The organism is Aeromonas aquatilis, assembly GCF_054052405.1.
The window spans coordinates 1-16,491 of the sequence record NZ_JBSTYP010000060.1 but is presented as its reverse complement, the minus strand read 5'-3'; the positions used below and the strand labels follow the sequence as shown (position 1 = coordinate 16,491).

Genomic DNA, 16,491 nt, shown 5'->3' with positions numbered 1-16,491 from the left:
CGTTCGATAGACTCCGCCGAGAATTTCCACACAAGTTCAAGGTCGAAGTCATGTCTCTCAACGTCGTGATCCTGGCGGCGGGTAAAGGTACCCGCATGCGTTCCGTTCTGCCCAAGGTACTGCACCCGGTAGCCAACAAACCCATGGTTTCCCATGTGATCGATACTGCCCGTCAGGTCGGCGCCGAGCAGCTGCATCTGGTCTATGGCCACGGTGCCGAACTGCTGAAAGAGCGGATCGTGGCGGCCGATGTGAACTGGGTGCTGCAGGCGCAACAGCTGGGGACCGGTCACGCCGTCGCCCAGGCTATCCCGTTCTGGAAGGATGAAGACGATGTGCTGGTGCTCTACGGCGATACCCCGCTGATCCAGCCAGAGACCCTGCAGCGACTGCTGGCTGCCAAGGCGGAAAACGGGATGGCACTGCTGACCGTGGTGCTCGACAACCCCACCGGCTATGGCCGTATCGTCCGTGAAAACGGTCAGGTGGTTGGCATCGTCGAGCAGAAGGATGCCAACGCCGAACAGTTGGCGATCCGTGAGGTGAACACCGGCGTGCTGGTGGCCAACGGCGGTCAGTTGCGCAGCTGGCTCTCCCGTCTGGACAACAAGAATGCTCAGGGCGAGTTCTACCTGACCGATGTGATTGCCATGGCGCACGCCGATGGTTGCCCGATCGCTGCGGTCCATCCGGAGCGTGCTGCCGAGGTGGAAGGGGCCAACAACCGGGTGCAACTGGCTGCCCTTGAGCGCAGCTACCAGCAGATGCAGGCTGAAAAACTGATGATCGCCGGCGTTACCCTGATCGACCCGGCCCGCTTCGATCTGCGCGGGTCGCTTGAGATCGGTGAAGAGGTGGTGATCGACGTCAACGTCATCATCGAAGGCAAGGTGACCCTCGGTAACCACGTCCGTATCGGTGCTGGCTGCGTGTTGAAGGATTGCGTCATTGGCGATCATACAGAAGTGAAGCCCTACTCCATCGTTGAAGGGGCTCAGGTTGCGGATCAGTGCTCGGTCGGCCCGTTTGCCCGCCTGCGTCCGGGGGCCGTGCTGGAGCAGGATGCGCACGTTGGCAACTTCGTCGAGATGAAGAAGGCCCGGCTGGGGGTTGGCTCCAAGTGTGGTCACCTCACCTATCTGGGGGATGCCGAGGTGGGTGCCAAGGTGAATATTGGTGCCGGTACCATCACCTGCAACTACGACGGGGTCAACAAATTCCAGACCATCATCGAGGATGATGTGTTTGTCGGTTCCGATACCCAGCTGGTGGCGCCAGTGCGTATCGGCAAGGGGGCGACTCTGGGGGCGGGTTCCACCATCACCAAGGATGTGGCCGAGAATGAGCTGGTGATCACCCGGGTGCCCCAGCGTCACATCAAAAACTGGGCTCGCCCGGTCAAGAAGAAGTGATGCCCGATCAATAAAATAGAACCGGCGCCTGATGGCGCCGGTTTTTTTTGCTTATGACTTATGGCTGGCGTCACTGCTCGGTGGTTGGGGAGCTGCCCATGTGGTGACGGGGGCGCTGTAGTCCATCACCTGATACCAGTCGAGCTTGCGGGTCAGCAGCATGATCAGCGCCAGGGTGGCGAACAACAGCACGGCACCGAGCAGCAGGGCGATCTCTTCGGCCTGCAGCAGGCTGTAGAGAATGGCATAGACCAGCCCGAGCAGCGCTGCGAAGCCGATCCCCTGCTTCGGGCCGCCCAGCACATGACTGAGGTAGAAACCGTTGAGCAGCACGCTGGCCAGCACGGCCACCAGATAGGCCCAGCCAAAGCCGAGGTGTTCGGTCAGCGCCAGCAGCACCAGATAGAAAATGGCCAGCCCCATGCCCACCAGCGCGTACTGGATCGGGTGGACCCGCAGCCCCTTGAGCAGCTCGAACATGAAGAAGCTGATAAAGGTAAGACCGATGAAGAGCAGGGCATATTTGGCCGCCCGTTCGTTGAGCTGATAGTGATCCACCGGCTGCACCAGACTGACGCTGAAGGTGGAGAGATTGCTATCGCCCCCGTTCATCATCCGGTTGAAGCGGGTCTCCATGTCGCTGGCGAACCAGCTGGTTTGCCAGTTGGCCTCAAACCCTTGTGGGCTCAGGGTGCGACTGCCCGGCAGAAAGTCACCGATAAAGTTGGGGTGGGGCCAGTTGCCCGCCAGCTGCAGGGTGCTCTCCTTGCCCAGCGGGACTATGTCGAGGGCGTTCATCCCCTGTAGATTGAGCTCCAGATGGAAGGTGCCATCCTGCTGCGGCAGGCTGTCGATCGGGGCATGGATACCCGCGAGCGCATCACCGAGGCGGGCGCCGGGGGCAAACGGGATCCGCTGTGTGCCGAGTTGCAGTTCGGGGACGCTGTTGATACCGCGGGCATCGGAGAGCACCAGGCTCAGGTAGGGTTTGCCCGCCACCAGCTCGGCCGTTTCACCGAGCGGTGAGGTCGCGTCATTCAGCAAACTCTGCCGGGTGGGCAGGCGGCCGGATAGGGTGATGCGGGTCTGGTAGACCTGCGCCTGATAGATGCCCAGCTTGCGCGGGGTGACCTCCATATTGGCCTTGATATCCAACTGCTCCGGCAGCAGGTAGCGGTAGATCTGCTCCTGACGGACGAAGCGCTTGCCCTCCTGCTCGACCGTCACCGAACGGGTATAGGGCTGCACGATAATGGGCCCCATCAGTCGTTGCGGGCCGCTGCTGCTGGCCATGATGCTGTGAATGGCCTGACTGCGGTAAGCCTGACGCTCCCGGTTCAGCTCCATGATGGATTGCACCGGCACCATCAACAGCAGGCTGAGCAACAGCAGCAGAAAGATCTTGTGGGTGAATATCTGTTTGACCATGACACGTCTCCTTGTTGGATGGAGTGAGTCTGTCAGTCCGGCGTGAAGGGGTGATGGGGTTGCGTGAAGTGGCGGTGAAGAAAGAAAAAAATAGGACAAATAATTGAACCTGCCGATCCCCTCTGTCGATTCTGGTGCCACGCTGGAGATGTGTATTCAGGAGATTGCCATGAAATACCTCACTGTTACCTTGCTCTCATCGTTGGCCTTCCCGGCTTTTTCTGCCGGAGATACATGGACCTATCGTACTGCGGCGCAACTGGACTCTGCCCCCAAGTATTTTCAGCGTGATCCCGGCGGAGAAGTTGTCGGGCTGTGTGTTGATATTTTTCGAGCAATAGAAGAGGTCGATCCGGCCATTCGCATCCTCGGGGATCAGGATATGCAGCCATTGGCACGGATCGAACGCAGCGTCCTGTTTGGCAAGCTGGATATCTTCTGTGGTCTGGGTGATAACGCCCAGCGCAGGGAGTATTACCACTTTCTGCTGCCTGCTGTTTTTTCAGTAACTTATCACCTGGCTGTTCGTAGTGATGATCCTGTAGTGGTTAAAACCTGGGATGATGTTCGCCAACTCGGTGATAAAGGCATGATTTTGGTGAATCACGGCAGTGGGGCGATCGCTCGCCTCTATGCGCTTGGCGGACTCTACGTAGATGATGGAGGCCTTACTACGTCAGCCAATTTGGGAAAGCTGCTTTCAGGCCGTGGGCGATTCCTCTATTACCGAAATCCCGGTTTTCAGTCCGAGATCAATAAAAAGGGGGCTGGGCAACAGGTTCGGATTCTGCCTGCTGTCTTCGAGACCCAACCCTTTTACCTGCTCGTGCGCAAGAGCATGGCCAGCGAGAGAATAAAGCGCCTGGAGAGTGCGTTACAGCAGCTCGCTGACACCGGGGTCATGGCCAGAATTGAACAAAAGTATCACTGATTTGTTTTCTGCGTATTGTCACAGGATCGTTTGCTAGGCCAGTCAACGGATATTCACCTCATGTCCGTGATGGGTGGATCTCGGGCCAACTTCTCTGGCTGAGGTGCCAGCCATGCCAGTTACCGCGTGATGGTGAACCGATAACTTGGCCCTATGGCGAAGAGTCTAGCGCGCGCACCAGTCGGGCAGCTTGCGCGAAACGATCGGTGTGGCCGTCTATCACTCCATGTATAAAGTCGATGTAGTAGACCAGTTCCGGCATCTCCTCGATGGTGCTGGATGTCCAGTAGGGAGCGGTATTTTCCCCGTTGTCATGGATGTCCGGAAAGAAGTTGGGGTCCGTCATCGGCGCCCGGCAATTTTCGTCGAGCAGAGTGAAGAGCTCCTCGATGGTGGGGAGTCGCCACCCCTCGCCAAGACGGGCCGCTTCATCCTTGGCTTCAAGCTGCGTCAGCAGGGCCGGTGTGCCCACGCACCCTTTCCCCTCCTGCCACTCGCTGCCCAGGCTGCACGCCTGCCATTCGAGCTGGTTGAGTCGATCATGGATGACTGCCCCCTGTCGGGTCAGGCGGTCTGAGAGGTCGCAGGCGGCCAGCGCCATGCTGGCCGGAAGCCAGAGCAGCCACAGGAATAATTTCATTTTTGTCTCCTTGTGCGGATGGAGGTCAGCCCAGTGTCGGCGGGCTGACCCTGATGATCGGAGCGGGCTGCGAAGCTTTGGCCTCCAGCCCTGTCGTCAGGTTATGTGGGGATCAGAGCTTCTTGAGTTGCGCCGGCAATGCGGCCAGCACCTCTTCTTTCGCCTTGAGCGAGGCGAACTGCTTGCCGGGCTTTTGCACCACGGTATGGACGAAGATCAGCTGCTTGCCCGGTTTGCTGGCCCAGCCGACGAACCAGCCGATCTGCTGATCGCGGTTGAGGCTGCCATCCAGTTTCTTCGGGTAGCCCATGCCGGTCTTGCCGTGGATCTGCCAGCCGTCGATCTCGCTCACCTTGAGGATATTGGCGGTGTACTGCAGGGTCTGCGCCGAGACCGGCAGCTTGCCGCTCACCATCTTGCCGAGGAAGCGGGCCTGCTCCTCCGGACTGATGGCGAGGCTGGAGCTGAGCCAGGCCTGGGTCAGACCATCATGTTTGCCCGGATTGCCGGAGAGATCCCGGTTGCCGTAGTCGAAGCGGTCGACATATTGCTGGAAGCGCTCCATCCCCAGCCATTCGGTGAGCTGCTGGGAAAACCAGACCACCGAGTAGGTTTCCCAGCGGCGCGGGGTGGTGGTTTCACGCCAGGCGGGCAGCCAGCCGTCATAGCTCGGTTTGTAAGGCAGTGCCGGATGCTCTTCATCCACCAGAAAGCCGCTGTCATAACCCATCAGCGCCAGCGGGATCTTGAAGGTGGATGCGGGCGGCAGCTGGCTGGAGCAGTCCCCTTCGCTGGAGAGGGTCTGACCGTTACCGTCGGCATAGAGAAAACAGCCGCTGGCGGCTGAGGCCGGCACAGCGCAGAGCAGACCGGCAGCCAGCAGGCTGGAGAGAAGCAGGCGGGACATAGCATTTCCTTGAGCAAATGGATGAGAGAAAGCGGCAGTCTAATGCCGCTTTGTGTGGGGAATGTGAAGTTGTGGGGGTGACTAGGCGAACGGCAGCCAGAGTTCCGCCTGCGCGCCCCCTTCCGGCCGGTTGGCAAGGGTCAGACGGCCACCATGCTGGTGGGCCACCTCATGGGCGAAACTGAGCCCGAGACCACTGCTCTTGCCCTTGTCCGGGCGCGGCAAGGAGTAGAAGCGCTCGAAGATGCGCGGCAGGGCGTAGTCGGGAATGCCGGGGCCGCTGTCGGTGACCCGAAAACAGTAGCCCTCCTCCTGCTGACTGCCGCTCAGGGTGACCTGCCCGTAGGCGGGAGAGAAGTCGATGGCGTTATCCAGCAGGTTGCCGATGGCCTGCTCCACCAGCAGCGGATCCCACTTCTGTTTCGGCGCGCTGGCCAGCTCGGCCACCAACTCGACCTGACGGCGCTGGGCGATGATCTGGCGGGCGTCGAGGGTGCGCTTGCCCAGTTTTGCCGGTTCCACCGACTGGCGATCCAGTCCCTGCCCCGACTCCAGCCGCGCCAGTTGCAGCATTCGCTCGATCAGCTGCTGCATGCGGGCGGTTTCCAGATTGATGTTGCCGATAAACCGTTTGGCAACTTCGGGGGGCGGCGTTTCGGCCAAAATCTCCCCTGCCCCGCGAATGGCTGCCAGCGGGCTCTTCAGCTCGTGGGTCAGGCTGTGCACATAGGCTTCGATATAGCTTTTGCCATCGAGCTGGTGGCGCATGGTCTCCAGCGAGCGGCCGAGCCGATCCAGCTCGACGGTGTGCAGCCGTGGCAGCGGTGCCGCCTCCCCCTTGCTGACCGAGTCGGCGTAGTGCACCAGCTTGCCGATGGCGCGGTTGAGCCACCACACCAGCAGGCTGCCGATCAGCAGCGAGATGAGCAGCATCTGGCCGCCGGCCCGCAGCAGCTCCTGTTCCCCCCGCTCGATGGCAGGCATCAGGGTGCGATTGGGTTTGGCGACGGTGAGGGAGCCGATGATCTCGGTCCCCTCCCGCAGCGGCGCCGCCACATACATGGTCGAGCTAGCTGCATCGTCGGGATCGGTGCGGGTGCTGCGGGCGCCATACTGGCCGCGCAGAGTGCGGTAGACATCGTTCCAGCGGGAATAGTCCTTGCCCAGATCCGTGCCGTCTGAGTCGTAAATCACCCTACCTTTCTGGTCAGTGACATAGATGCGGTACTCCGCCTGCTGCTTGAGGTGGCCATCGATCATCGCATTGATGGGATTCTGGTTGAGGCGGGCGAAGGCGCTGGCCAGCCGCCCGTTCATCATATTGCCCTCTTTCAGATCATCGAGGGCGAGCGGCGCCAGCAGCTGGGTCATGTCGACCAGGGTATCTTCGGTGGCGCTGCGCACCCCGGGTTTGATCTCTTCGACGAAGATCTCCAGCACGAACCAGGCGGCCAGCGCGAAGATCAGCAGCAGGCCGCACAGCAGTTGCAACCCGAGTCTCATGCCAGCTCCAGGCTGTAGCCCTGTCCGCGATGGGTGAGGATCAGGTTGGCCTCGGGATCATGTTCGCGCAGCTTGGCGCGGATGGTCTTGATGTGGGTATCGACGGTGCGATCCAGACTCTCTTCGGCATCCTGCCACACCAGATCCATCAGCTGCTGGCGCGAGTAGACCCGGCCCGGCGCCTGCATCAGGGTCTTGAGCAGCAGATATTCGTAGCGGGTGAGGGCCAACGGTTGGCCGCGAAAATGGATGCGGGCCCGCTCTTCATCCAGTACCAGCAGGGCGCTGGGCTGGGGGGCGACGGGCTGGCTGCGGCGCAGGATGACCCGCACCCGGGCACACACTTCCCGCGGCGAGAAGGGTTTGGCCACATAGTCGTCGGCACCGATCTCCAGCCCGATCAGTCGGTCTATCTCCTCGCTGCGGGCGGTGAGGAACATCAGGGGGGTATCCGTCAGGGCTCTTACCTGCTTGCAGAGCTCGAAGCCGCTGATGTCGGGCAGCCCCACATCGAGGATCAGGAAGTCGGGTCGCGTCTGTTCCAGTCGTGTCAGCAACTGCTGGCCCAGCATGAACCACTCCACCTCGAAGCCGTCGGTCTGCAGGGCGTAAATCAGGGTGTCGGCGATGCTGGCCTCATCCTCCACCAGCCAGATGACTCTCTTTTGCATGGCATCCTCGTTGCAAATTGGCCCCCCATTCTGGCATCGAACCAAATCGGATCCTATTTGCTGTTTTATTTTTCCGAAAAAGGGGCTAATATTTCGATGTTCTTTCGAATCGAAACTTAAAAATGACCAAACGTAATACTCAACAACGCCGCCACACCATAGTGACCCTGGTACAAGAGCAGGGTGAAGTGAGTGTCGACGCCCTCGCCAAACACTTTTCTACCTCCGAAGTGACCATCCGTAAAGATCTGGCGGTACTGGAGACCGGCGGTCTGCTGCTGCGCCGTTACGGTGGTGCCGTTCCCTTGCCGAACGAGATGGTGGTCGAGGCCAACCCTGAGCAAGTTTCGAACCGAAAGTTAGCTATTGCCCGTGCGGCGGCCGAGCGGCTGCGTGATCACAACCGCGTCATCATCGACAGCGGCAGCACCACCAGCGCCATGATCCCCATGCTGGGCAACAAGCGCGGCCTCATCGTGATGACCAACTCCCTCAATGTGGCCGGTGCCCTGCGCGAGCTGGAAAATGAGCCTACCCTATTAATGACCGGTGGCACTTGGGACCCTCACTCCGAATCCTTCCAGGGGCAGGTGGCGGAACAGGTGCTGCGATCCTACGACTTCGACCAGCTCTTTATCGGTGCCGACGGTATCGACCCGGAGCGTGGCACCACCACCTTTAACGAGCTGGTGGGCCTGTCGCGGGTGATGGCCGCGGTGTCGCGGGAGGTCATTGTGATGGTCGAATCGGAAAAGATCGGCCGCAAGATCCCCAATCTCGAACTTCCCTGGTCGAGCATCCATACCCTGGTGACCGACGAGGGGCTGGCCAGCGAGGCCAGAGAACAGATTCAAGCCCAGGGGGTGACGCTTATCTGCGCCCCGGTCACTTGTTGACATCGAGCTCTGAACCATCCAACTGACTTTACGATTTGCATCTCAAGGAGAAGTGTATGTGTGGCATCGTCGGGGCCGTCGCCCAACGTGATGTGGCTGAAATTCTGGTAGAGGGGCTGCGTCGCCTCGAGTATCGCGGTTACGACTCGGCCGGTGTGGCCGTGTTCAGCGCCAGCCAGCCGCTGCAGCGGGTACGCCGTCTGGGCAAGGTGGCCGAGCTGGCCAAGGCGCTCGACGAGCAGTCCGTCCATGGTGGTACCGGCATCGCCCATACCCGCTGGGCCACTCACGGCGAGCCCTCCGAGCGCAATGCCCACCCCCACGTCTCCGAGCATATCGTGGTGGTGCACAATGGCATCATCGAGAACCACGAAGAGCTGCGGGAAGAGTTGAAGTCGCTGGGCTATGTGTTCAGCTCCGACACCGATACCGAGGTGATTGCCCATCTGGTTCATCACGAGCTGAAGAGCGCCGGCAGCCTGCTGGCTGCCATGCAGACTGCGGTGAAGCAGCTGCGCGGTGCCTACGGTACCGTGGTGATGGACAGCCGCGACGACAGCCGCGTGGTGGTTGCCCGCTCCGGTTCACCGCTGGTGATCGGCCGTGGCATCGGCGAGAACTTTATCGCCTCCGACCAGATGGCGCTGCTGCCGGTGACCCGTCGCTTCATCTTCCTGGAAGAGGGTGATGTGGCCGAAGTGACCCGCCGTGACGTGCACATCTTCGATACCAACGGCAACGCCGTGGTGCGCGAAGAGCAGGAGTCCGAGCTCTCCCACGATGCCGGTGACAAGGGCGAATATCGCCACTACATGCTCAAAGAGATCCACGAGCAGCCCAAAGCGATCACCAACACCCTGGAAGGGCGTTTGGGCAACGATCACGTGGTGGTCGAGTCGTTCGGCAACGGCGCACGCGCCATCTTTGACAAGGTCGATCACGTGCAGATCGTCGCCTGCGGCACCTCCTATCACTCCGGCATGGTGGCTCGCTACTGGTTCGAAGAGATCGCTGGCGTCTCCTGCGATGTGGAGATCGCCTCCGAGTTCCGCTATCGCAAATCGGTAGTGCGCCCCAACAGCCTGCTGGTGACCCTCTCCCAGAGTGGCGAGACTGCCGATACTCTGGCGGCGCTGCGTCTGGCCAAGGAATCCGGCTATATGAGCTCGCTGGCTATCTGCAACGTGCCGGGCTCCTCGCTGGTGCGTGAATCGGATCTGGCCTTTATGACCCGCGCGGGGGCAGAAATTGGTGTGGCCTCCACCAAGGCGTTCACCACCCAGCTGGCTGGCCTGCTGATGCTGGTGGCCTCGGTCGGTCACTGTCGTGGCCACCTGAGCGCCGCCGCCGAAGCCGAACTGGTCAAGGCGCTGCAAGCCCTGCCGCTGCGTATTAAAGAGAGCCTAGCGCTGGCCAAGGATATCGAAACCCTGGCCGAAGAGTTTGCCGACAAGCAGCATAGCCTGTTCCTCGGCCGTGGCAGCCAGTACCCCATCGCCATGGAAGGGGCGCTCAAGCTCAAAGAGATCTCCTACATCCACGCCGAAGCCTATGCCGCTGGCGAACTGAAGCACGGCCCGCTGGCGTTGATCGATGCCGAAATGCCCATCATTGTGGTGGCGCCGAACAACGATCTGCTGGAGAAGCTCAAGTCCAACGTGGAAGAGGTGCGCGCCCGTGGCGGTATCCTCTACGTCTTCGCCGATGCCGATACCGGCTTCAAGAGCGACGAGACCATGCGGGTCATGAACCTCAACCATGTGGAAGAGGTGATCGCCCCCATCGTCTATACAGTGCCGCTGCAGCTGCTTTCCTACCACGTCGCCCTGATCAAGGGCACTGACGTGGACCAGCCGCGCAACTTGGCAAAATCGGTGACCGTTGAGTAAGTCACTTTTGATAAGTCACTTTCTGAAATGAAAAAGAGCCGCAATTGCGGCTCTTTTTGTTGCTGTTGAGGGTTACGACAGCCGCAGGTTGGTGATGGTGACCTCATCGAGGGAGGGCACTATGATGCCGCTGGTGATCCCTTTGGCGATGGCCTGACTGCGGTTCTTCGAGTCGGTCTTGTTGGTCACCTGGGTCAGGTGGAAGTTGACCGTCCGCTCACTGATGCCGAGGATGGTGGCGATCTCCCAGGAGGTCTTGCCCTCGCTGGCCCAGAACAGGCACTCCTTCTCCCGATCCGACAGTTCGGTCAGGTATTTCATCATATCCGGTCTGCTTTTGATTAGTTGCAGTGCGGAGTTGAAGATGTAGCTGGCGCAAAACGACAGCAGCGGGACATTTTCAAACATCAGGTCGGAGTTGGATTTCTCCTTGGTGATGAATGAGAGGATGCCGTGCTCCCCCTGCGGGGTGTGCAGCGGAAAGGAGACGCCATTGCGTACCCCGAAATCGGCGGCCAGGTTCATCACGTCGCGGCTGGCGCTGGGCAGCCAGGGCGAGTCGCAGTCGAGCTTGTTCCAGAAGATCGGCTGGGTCTGTTTCAGCCCCAGATAGACCACCGGATCCTGGGTCAGATACTGGTTTTCGCTATAGGCGTCAAACCAGGTGGTCGGACAGTTGTTGAACAGTGCCACGTGGGATTTTTGCATGCTGATGGGGAAAATAATCAGCAGCCGAAAGTAATCGAAGCCCATTTGATGACTGAAGCGCTCCAGCAGTTGCTGGATATCGCTGGTTTTTGTTGCCTTGGTGAACTTGTCGATATGTTCCCAGATCGCATCGTTGAGCATTACTTTCTCCTTTTTCGATCTCTATCACACTGATCGAAAAGATTTTTCTCGTTTTTTATATTTGTGCAGTGGCTATTGAGGCCAGTTATTCCGTGCGTGCTTAAAAATTATCCTGTTTTTGTGCATAAAGGCCAAGAAAATCCTCTCGTTGCCAGTCTGCGTTGCATTTGAGATAATGATAATAGTTATCATTAATAAGATGTATTTCAATGAACAAGTTATGGGGTGTGGCCCTGCTGCCACTGTCAGTCCACTTTGCTGCCATCGGGGATGAGCTGGTTGCTCCCGCCCTCAAGAACAGCATAGCTGCCGGGAAAGCCTCCCAGCAGCGGGTGGAAAAAGCCGCCGATGCAGCCGTTGCTGCACGACTGGAGCTGCAAAATGCTCAGCTGCAACTACGCGATCTCGAGGCCTACAACCGCTACATGCAATCTCTGGTGGCCGATCAGCAAAATGAGCTGGGCAAGCTCAATCAACAGCTGGAAGCGGTGCAAGAGACCCGTCAGGGTTTGATCCCTTTGATGTTGCAGATGCAGGCAGACCTGGAACAGCTGGTGCAAGACGACATTCCCCTGCGCCGGGAAGATCGCTTGGCCCGTGTTGAACAGTTGAAAGCGACCCTGGCTCGCGCAGACGTTAGCGAGGCAGAGAAATTCCGTCAGCTGCTGCAGGCCTATCAGATTGAAGCCGAGTACGGCAGCCGGATGGACAGCTATTCCGCAGAGCTGGAGCTGGATGGTGCTCCGCGTCGGGTTGATGTGCTGGCGCTGGGTCGGGTCTCCCTGCTGGCAATGACTGCCGATCGCAGTCAGGCATGGCGCTGGTCCGCCGAGGCGAAGCAGTGGCAAGCCCTCGATAGCCAGTGGCTCTCCCCTATCGCCGAGGCGATGGATGTGGCCGCCGACAAGAAAATTCCCCAGTTGCTCAATGTCCCCCTCTCTGTCAGCCGTAGTCAGGAGGCCCAATCATGAGAGTCACCATGAAGTGGTTCCCCCTCCTTATTGCTCTCTCCTGCGGTACCAACGCTGCTGTCGCCGATGAGTGGCAGCAGCAGGAACAGGCTCGTGAACAGCAGGCTCAGCAAGATCTGGCGACCGTTGCCAGGGAGCTCGGCTCTGCCCGCGCCAGACTGGCCGAGGCCCAGCGCCTGAGCAAGGAGCTGGCTGGCAAGTTCGCCAGCAACGAGAAGCAGCTGGTCGAGCTTAACGCCCAGTGGGAGCAAGCCTCCGGCGACATGAACGAGATCTTCGCGGTCACCCGTCAGGGCGCCAGCGATGCGGTCAAGCTGCTGAACGCATCCGCCGTAGAGGGCCAGTACCCGGAGCGTCTCGCCCCGCTGAAAACCATGGCACAGGATAAACAGGTGCCGGATCGCGCCGCCCTCTCCCTGCTGCCCGCCACGCTGCTGCAGGAGATCCGCGAATCTGGCCGGATTGCTCAGTTCAACGGCAAGGTGCTCGATGCCCAGGGGGCTGCCAGCGAGCAGTCGCTGACCCGGGTTGGCAGTTTTGCCCTGCTGGGGAGCGAAGGCTTCCTGCAACCGACCGCCGAAGGCTTGAGCCCGGTACTGGGTCTGCCCGGTAGCGTGCTCTCTGCCGTTGCGGCTTATCAGGGTCAGGAAGGGGAAGCGCTGTCGCTGGATCCTTCGCATGGCACTCTGCTGGCGATGCTGGCACAGGCGCCCACCTTCTGGCAGCAGGTACAACAGGGTGGTCAGGTTGGCGCCATTATCGTGCTGCTGGCTGCCATCGGCTTGGGGATCGCAGCGGTACGGCTGTGGAGTCTCTCCCGCGAACTGACCCTGGTGCGCCGCCAGCTCAAAAGCGGCGAGTACCATGCCGACAACGCCCTCGGCCGGGTGCTGACGGTGGCGGACAAACACCCCGAGCTGAGCATGGAGACCCTCGAGCTGCGTCTTGATGAGGCGATCCTGCAGGAGACTCCTCGCATGGAGCGCGGCATCGGCATGGTCAAAGTAATCGCGGCCATCGCCCCCATGCTGGGTCTGCTCGGTACCGTAACCGGGATGATCGGCACCTTCCAGGCCATCACCCAGTTTGGCACCGGCGATCCCAAGATCATGGCGGGCGGCATCTCCATGGCGCTGGTTACCACGGTACAGGGTCTGGTTGCGGCCATTCCGCTGATCCTGGCCCACTGCCTGCTGCAATCGCGCTTCACCGAGCTCTCCAATGTGCTGGAGCAGCAGGTGGCCGGCATTCTGGCCGAGCGCGCCGAGAGCAATAACGGCGGGATGGAGCGAGCAGCATGATGCTCGACATCTGGCAACAGCTGCAGAGCTTCATGGGCCGTGGCGGCCCGGTGCTCTGGGTCATTCTGGCCCTGCTGGTGCTGATGTGGATTTTGATGATCGAGCGGTTGCTCTACCTCAATCTGGGTTTTGGCCCCTTGCAGCAACAGCTGCTCGGCCGCTGGCAGGCCCGCAGCGAGCGCCACAGTTGGCACGCCCGAGCGATCCGCAGCCGCTGGCTGGCGCAGGCCGAGCTGGAACTGAACCGTCATCTGATCTTCATCCGCACCCTGGTGGTGCTCTGCCCCATGCTGGGGTTGCTGGGCACTGTGACCGGCATGATCGGCGTATTCGATGCGTTGGCTGCGGCCAACCGCTTTAACCCGGAGAGTATGGCGGGCGGGATCTCCCGCGCCACCATCCCCACCATGGCAGGCATGGTGGTGGCGCTCTCCGGCGTGTTGTTACTCAGTCGCCTCGAGAGTCAGGCCAAGCGTGCGCTGGCCAAGACCCGGGACGGCCTGCGAGAAGAGAAGGTAATGCAATGAGACGGCAATCCAAACGCCAGCGTGACGAAGTGCAGATCGATATGACCCCCATGCTGGATATCGTGTTCATCATGCTGATCTTCTTTATTGTCACCACCTCCTTCGTGCGCGAAGCCGGGCTCGAGGTACACAGACCCCAGGCCAGTCAGGCCAAGGCGCAGAAATCCTCCAGCATCATGCTGGCGATCGGGGCTCAGGGTCAGATCTTCCTCGACCGCAAGCAGATCGATGTGGAGCGGGTACAGGCCACCATCGCCCGCCTGCTGGCGGAGCAACCCGATGTCAGCCTGGTGATCCAGGCCGACGAGCGAGTGCCCCACGGCAAGGTGGTGCGGATGATGGATGAGGCCAAGGCGGCGGGTATCGCCAATATCGCCGTGGCGGTGGCACCGAAATGAAATACAAGCTAATGAGCCTGGGGCTGGGGATCGCCCTCAGTCTGGGCATCCTGCTGTTCATGGCCACGCTAGTTGAACCGCCCCGGGGCGAGAAGGTGGCGAGCGAACAGAAGTCCATCGTCATCAATATGCAGAACGAGGTGACCGAGGTGCAGGTACGCGAGCGTCCGGTACCGCAGGAACCCGAGCCTCTGCCAGAGCCTCCCGCGGCATTGGCCTCGACACCGCTGCCGATGCCTGCCGCGGCCCCCTTGGCGGCCGTTGAGCCGAGTCTGGATCTGGTTTCCAGCCTCAGCGCGGTGCAGGTCTATGCCCCCGGAGTGGCGACCAGTACCGCACCTGTATTGAGTGGCAACTACCACGGCCAGCAGCAGGGAGCGGGTATCGGCGCAGGTGACATGCTGATGCCGCTGCAACGGATTGAGCCGGTCTACCCCTATCGTGCCCAGCAGTCAGGGATCGAAGGATTCGTCACCCTGCGCTTTAGCGTGAATGCCGAAGGTGGCGTGCAGGATGTGGAAGTGGTCGAGGCCAAGCCCAAGCGTCAGTTCGAGCGGGCGGCCATTCAGGCGATCAACAAGTGGCGCTATCAGCCGAGACCGGGCGCCACCGACAAGCTGGTGCAAGTCATCACGCTCAAATTCAAACTGGAGTCATAACTATGTTGCGGATCTGGATCTGTCTGCTTGCCCTGGTCGGCCAAGCCTGTCTGGCGATGGAGGTCAGCCCTTACTTCTCCCGTCAGCTTGAACCCGTGATGAAGCTCTATCAGTCCGGTCAGTGGCAACAAGCCCAGAGCAAGGCATCCGGCCTCAAGCCAAATGGCGATGCCGAGCGTGCCTGGCTGGCGCAGTTGCAAGCCTCGCTGGCGGCCAATCTGCAACAGATCGCCCAGGCGAGCCGCTACGTCGAACAGGCCCTTGCCTATAAAGAGTGGCCCGAGCAGCAACAGCTCCAGCTGCTGCGACTGCGCGGCGATATTCAGGCCCAGCAATCCAACTGGTCTGGTGCCATCGCCAGCTACAAGGCGGCACTGGCACTCAAGCAAGACGATGCACTGCGCCTGCGTCTGGCCGGCCTCTATTACCACAACAAGCAGTACGGTGACGCCGCCAGCCAGAGCGAACAGTTGTTGAAGAAGGGTTGGCAGAAGCAGGCCGCCATTATTCGTCTCTCCGCCCTCACCGCTCAGCAACGTTATGGCGTGGCTGCCGAGCAGGTGGCTGAGTTGATCAGCCACGAACCCAAAGAGAGCAAATGGTGGCAGCAGGCGGTATCGCTCAACCTCTCCGCCAAACGCGGCGATCAGGCGTTGGCTCTGCTGCAAACAGCTATCGACAGAAAACTGATGGATGATGCATCTGCCCGCAATCAGCTGATCCGCCTCTATGCCTGGCAAGGGCTGCCTTATCGTGGTGCCCGTCTGCTGGAAGCGGCCATGGCCAAGGGACAGATGAAGCAAAGTGCTGAAAACCGCCAATTGCTGGCCCAATTGTGGGAAGGTGCCCGAGAGTGGTCACAAGCAGTTGATAGCTGGCAACAGTTGGCCAACCTGCACGGTCAGCCCAAAGCCGCCATGCGCGCCGCCGAACTGATGTTGCAACAGGGCAAGACAGATGCTGCCATGACCCAGCTCGCCGCCATCAAGTCGGTAAAAGGCGAGCAAGGCAATCGTGCCAAAGCGTTGTTGGTGCAGGCACACCTTAATAAGGAGCAGTATGCCCAGGCGCTGGAACTGGCCCGCGAGCTGCAGCAGCAGGATAACTGGCAGCAGAAGGCAACCAGCTGGGTCAACTATATCCGGGCACAAAACGAAGAGTTGAGCAAAAAAGCGGCGTAAAAGAGGTGCCAAGGGGCTGTTTTGGGGCGTTCAGTTCGCTTTTTCAGCAAACGAACGCTTTTTTGCAAAAAGCCCTTGTCATCCTGGCGCGGCTCCCTATAATGCGCCCCTACCAGCACGGCGGAACACGCCAACCTGATGAGCCAGCTTCCTAGCGAAGTTGGCGCCGAAAGAAAAGCGAAAACAATCGCTTGACTTTCGAAGTGAGGAGCGTAATATGCGCCTCCTCAGCGCGATAAGCGTGACGCTCTTTAACAATTTGAATCAAGCAATCTGTGTGGGCACTCACAGCATCGAACATCAAAAACAATTTTTGATTTTCAATGTC

At 60.1% G+C, this 16,491-nt stretch carries 16 protein-coding genes; 10 read left to right on the top strand and 6 right to left on the bottom strand.

All coding sequences use genetic code 11. From position 1 onward, the window contains the following. Nucleotides 1-50: 50 nt before the first annotated feature. Nucleotides 51-1,412, top strand: coding sequence for a bifunctional UDP-N-acetylglucosamine diphosphorylase/glucosamine-1-phosphate N-acetyltransferase GlmU (glmU, locus tag ACW5W8_RS19490; RefSeq protein ID WP_498629705.1), 1,362 nt, complete (start codon nt 51-53; stop codon nt 1,410-1,412). 51 nt (nt 1,413-1,463) lie between these two features. Here the strand turns inward: glmU and creD are convergent, their stop codons facing one another. Beyond that, nucleotides 1,464-2,840 carry a cell envelope integrity protein CreD gene (gene creD, locus ACW5W8_RS19485; RefSeq protein WP_498629703.1) on the bottom strand — a complete coding sequence of 459 codons (1,377 nt, stop codon included), beginning with the start codon at nt 2,838-2,840 and terminating at the stop codon, nt 1,464-1,466. A gap of 103 nt (nt 2,841-2,943) precedes the next feature. Between creD and ACW5W8_RS19480 the strand changes: the two genes are divergently transcribed. Beyond that, nucleotides 2,944-3,771, top strand: a complete 828-nt coding sequence (locus ACW5W8_RS19480; RefSeq protein WP_498629701.1) for a substrate-binding periplasmic protein — start codon at nt 2,944-2,946, stop codon at nt 3,769-3,771. A gap of 151 nt (nt 3,772-3,922) precedes the next feature. Here the strand turns inward: ACW5W8_RS19480 and ACW5W8_RS19475 are convergent, their stop codons facing one another. The 4 genes from ACW5W8_RS19475 to blrA all read right to left on the bottom strand — a co-directional run bounded on the left by ACW5W8_RS19475 (nt 3,923) and on the right by blrA (nt 7,492). Continuing rightward, nucleotides 3,923-4,411, bottom strand: coding sequence for an Lcl C-terminal domain-containing protein (locus ACW5W8_RS19475; protein ID WP_498629699.1), 489 nt, complete (start codon nt 4,409-4,411; stop codon nt 3,923-3,925). A 112-nt stretch (nt 4,412-4,523) separates the two neighbouring features. Beyond that, complete coding sequence (gene blaOXA, locus ACW5W8_RS19470; protein ID WP_498629697.1) at nt 4,524-5,318, bottom strand: OXA-12 family class D beta-lactamase; 795 nt, start codon at nt 5,316-5,318, stop codon at nt 4,524-4,526. An 81-nt stretch (nt 5,319-5,399) separates the two neighbouring features. Continuing rightward, nucleotides 5,400-6,821 carry a beta-lactam sensor histidine kinase BlrB gene (gene blrB, locus ACW5W8_RS19465; protein ID WP_498629695.1) on the bottom strand — a complete coding sequence of 474 codons (1,422 nt, stop codon included), beginning with the start codon at nt 6,819-6,821 and terminating at the stop codon, nt 5,400-5,402. Next, on the bottom strand, nt 6,818-7,492 hold the full coding sequence (gene blrA / locus ACW5W8_RS19460) for a beta-lactam response regulator transcription factor BlrA (protein ID WP_498629693.1): 675 nt from the start codon (nt 7,490-7,492) through the stop codon (nt 6,818-6,820). The genes blrB and blrA overlap by 4 nt, the downstream gene beginning before the upstream one ends. A 122-nt stretch (nt 7,493-7,614) precedes the next feature. Here blrA and ACW5W8_RS19455 point away from each other — a divergent pair, with 122 nt between their 5' ends. Together ACW5W8_RS19455 and glmS are read left to right on the top strand one after the other, a co-directional pair. Beyond that, the gene (locus tag ACW5W8_RS19455) at nt 7,615-8,388 is read left to right on the top strand and encodes a DeoR/GlpR family DNA-binding transcription regulator (RefSeq protein ID WP_498629691.1); all 774 of its coding nucleotides are present in this window, start codon (nt 7,615-7,617) and stop codon (nt 8,386-8,388) included. Between the two features lie 56 nt (nt 8,389-8,444). Beyond that, a complete protein-coding gene (glmS, locus tag ACW5W8_RS19450) occupies nt 8,445-10,277 on the top strand; it encodes a glutamine--fructose-6-phosphate transaminase (isomerizing) (protein ID WP_498629689.1) in 1,833 nt (610 codons plus the stop codon). A 72-nt stretch (nt 10,278-10,349) separates the two neighbouring features. Here the strand turns inward: glmS and ACW5W8_RS19445 are convergent, their stop codons facing one another. Beyond that, nucleotides 10,350-11,126, bottom strand: a complete 777-nt coding sequence (locus ACW5W8_RS19445; protein ID WP_005357256.1) for a helix-turn-helix transcriptional regulator — start codon at nt 11,124-11,126, stop codon at nt 10,350-10,352. Between the two features lie 209 nt (nt 11,127-11,335). On the opposite strand from ACW5W8_RS19445, the gene ACW5W8_RS19440 reads away from it, so the two are divergent. Genes ACW5W8_RS19440 through ACW5W8_RS19415 form a run of 6 tightly spaced genes read left to right on the top strand, consistent with a single transcriptional unit; the run spans nt 11,336 to nt 16,163 of the window. Further along, a complete protein-coding gene (locus ACW5W8_RS19440; RefSeq protein ID WP_498629687.1) occupies nt 11,336-12,097 on the top strand; it encodes a DUF3450 domain-containing protein in 762 nt (253 codons plus the stop codon). Beyond that, entirely contained in the window at nt 12,094-13,398 is a 1,305-nt protein-coding gene (locus ACW5W8_RS19435) for a MotA/TolQ/ExbB proton channel family protein (protein ID WP_498629685.1), read from the top strand. Before ACW5W8_RS19440 ends, ACW5W8_RS19435 begins: the two co-directional genes overlap by 4 nt. Continuing rightward, nucleotides 13,395-13,925 carry a MotA/TolQ/ExbB proton channel family protein gene (locus ACW5W8_RS19430; RefSeq protein WP_005339367.1) on the top strand — a complete coding sequence of 177 codons (531 nt, stop codon included), beginning with the start codon at nt 13,395-13,397 and terminating at the stop codon, nt 13,923-13,925. The genes ACW5W8_RS19435 and ACW5W8_RS19430 overlap by 4 nt, the downstream gene beginning before the upstream one ends. After that, nucleotides 13,922-14,323: an ExbD/TolR family protein gene (locus tag ACW5W8_RS19425; protein WP_498629683.1), complete on the top strand. Its 402-nt coding sequence runs from the start codon at nt 13,922-13,924 to the stop codon at nt 14,321-14,323. The genes ACW5W8_RS19430 and ACW5W8_RS19425 overlap by 4 nt, the downstream gene beginning before the upstream one ends. Then, nucleotides 14,320-14,982, top strand: coding sequence for an energy transducer TonB (locus ACW5W8_RS19420; protein ID WP_204382385.1), 663 nt, complete (start codon nt 14,320-14,322; stop codon nt 14,980-14,982). The genes ACW5W8_RS19425 and ACW5W8_RS19420 overlap by 4 nt, the downstream gene beginning before the upstream one ends. Nucleotides 14,983-14,984: 2 nt before the next feature. After that, nucleotides 14,985-16,163 (top strand): hypothetical protein, encoded by a 1,179-nt coding sequence (locus ACW5W8_RS19415; RefSeq protein WP_498629681.1) that lies wholly within the window; start codon nt 14,985-14,987, stop codon nt 16,161-16,163. Nucleotides 16,164-16,491: the final 328 nt, after the last annotated feature.

Bases quoted from the DNA above. Each gene is read 5' to 3' on its own strand.
- glmU (WP_498629705.1), top strand. From the start codon at position 51: ATGTCTCTCAACGTCGTGATCCTGGCGGCGGGTAAAGGTACCCGCATG.
- creD (WP_498629703.1), bottom strand. From the start codon at position 2,840: ATGGTCAAACAGATATTCACCCACAAGATCTTTCTGCTGCTGTTGCTC.
- ACW5W8_RS19475 (WP_498629699.1), bottom strand. From the start codon at position 4,411: ATGAAATTATTCCTGTGGCTGCTCTGGCTTCCGGCCAGCATGGCGCTG.
- blaOXA (WP_498629697.1), bottom strand. From the start codon at position 5,318: ATGTCCCGCCTGCTTCTCTCCAGCCTGCTGGCTGCCGGTCTGCTCTGC.
- blrB (WP_498629695.1), bottom strand. From the start codon at position 6,821: ATGAGACTCGGGTTGCAACTGCTGTGCGGCCTGCTGCTGATCTTCGCG.
- blrA (WP_498629693.1), bottom strand. From the start codon at position 7,492: ATGCAAAAGAGAGTCATCTGGCTGGTGGAGGATGAGGCCAGCATCGCC.
- ACW5W8_RS19455 (WP_498629691.1), top strand. From the start codon at position 7,615: ATGACCAAACGTAATACTCAACAACGCCGCCACACCATAGTGACCCTG.
- glmS (WP_498629689.1), top strand. From the start codon at position 8,445: ATGTGTGGCATCGTCGGGGCCGTCGCCCAACGTGATGTGGCTGAAATT.
- ACW5W8_RS19445 (WP_005357256.1), bottom strand. From the start codon at position 11,126: ATGCTCAACGATGCGATCTGGGAACATATCGACAAGTTCACCAAGGCA.
- ACW5W8_RS19440 (WP_498629687.1), top strand. From the start codon at position 11,336: ATGAACAAGTTATGGGGTGTGGCCCTGCTGCCACTGTCAGTCCACTTT.
- ACW5W8_RS19435 (WP_498629685.1), top strand. From the start codon at position 12,094: ATGAGAGTCACCATGAAGTGGTTCCCCCTCCTTATTGCTCTCTCCTGC.
- ACW5W8_RS19430 (WP_005339367.1), top strand. From the start codon at position 13,395: ATGATGCTCGACATCTGGCAACAGCTGCAGAGCTTCATGGGCCGTGGC.
- ACW5W8_RS19425 (WP_498629683.1), top strand. From the start codon at position 13,922: ATGAGACGGCAATCCAAACGCCAGCGTGACGAAGTGCAGATCGATATG.
- ACW5W8_RS19420 (WP_204382385.1), top strand. From the start codon at position 14,320: ATGAAATACAAGCTAATGAGCCTGGGGCTGGGGATCGCCCTCAGTCTG.
- ACW5W8_RS19415 (WP_498629681.1), top strand. From the start codon at position 14,985: ATGTTGCGGATCTGGATCTGTCTGCTTGCCCTGGTCGGCCAAGCCTGT.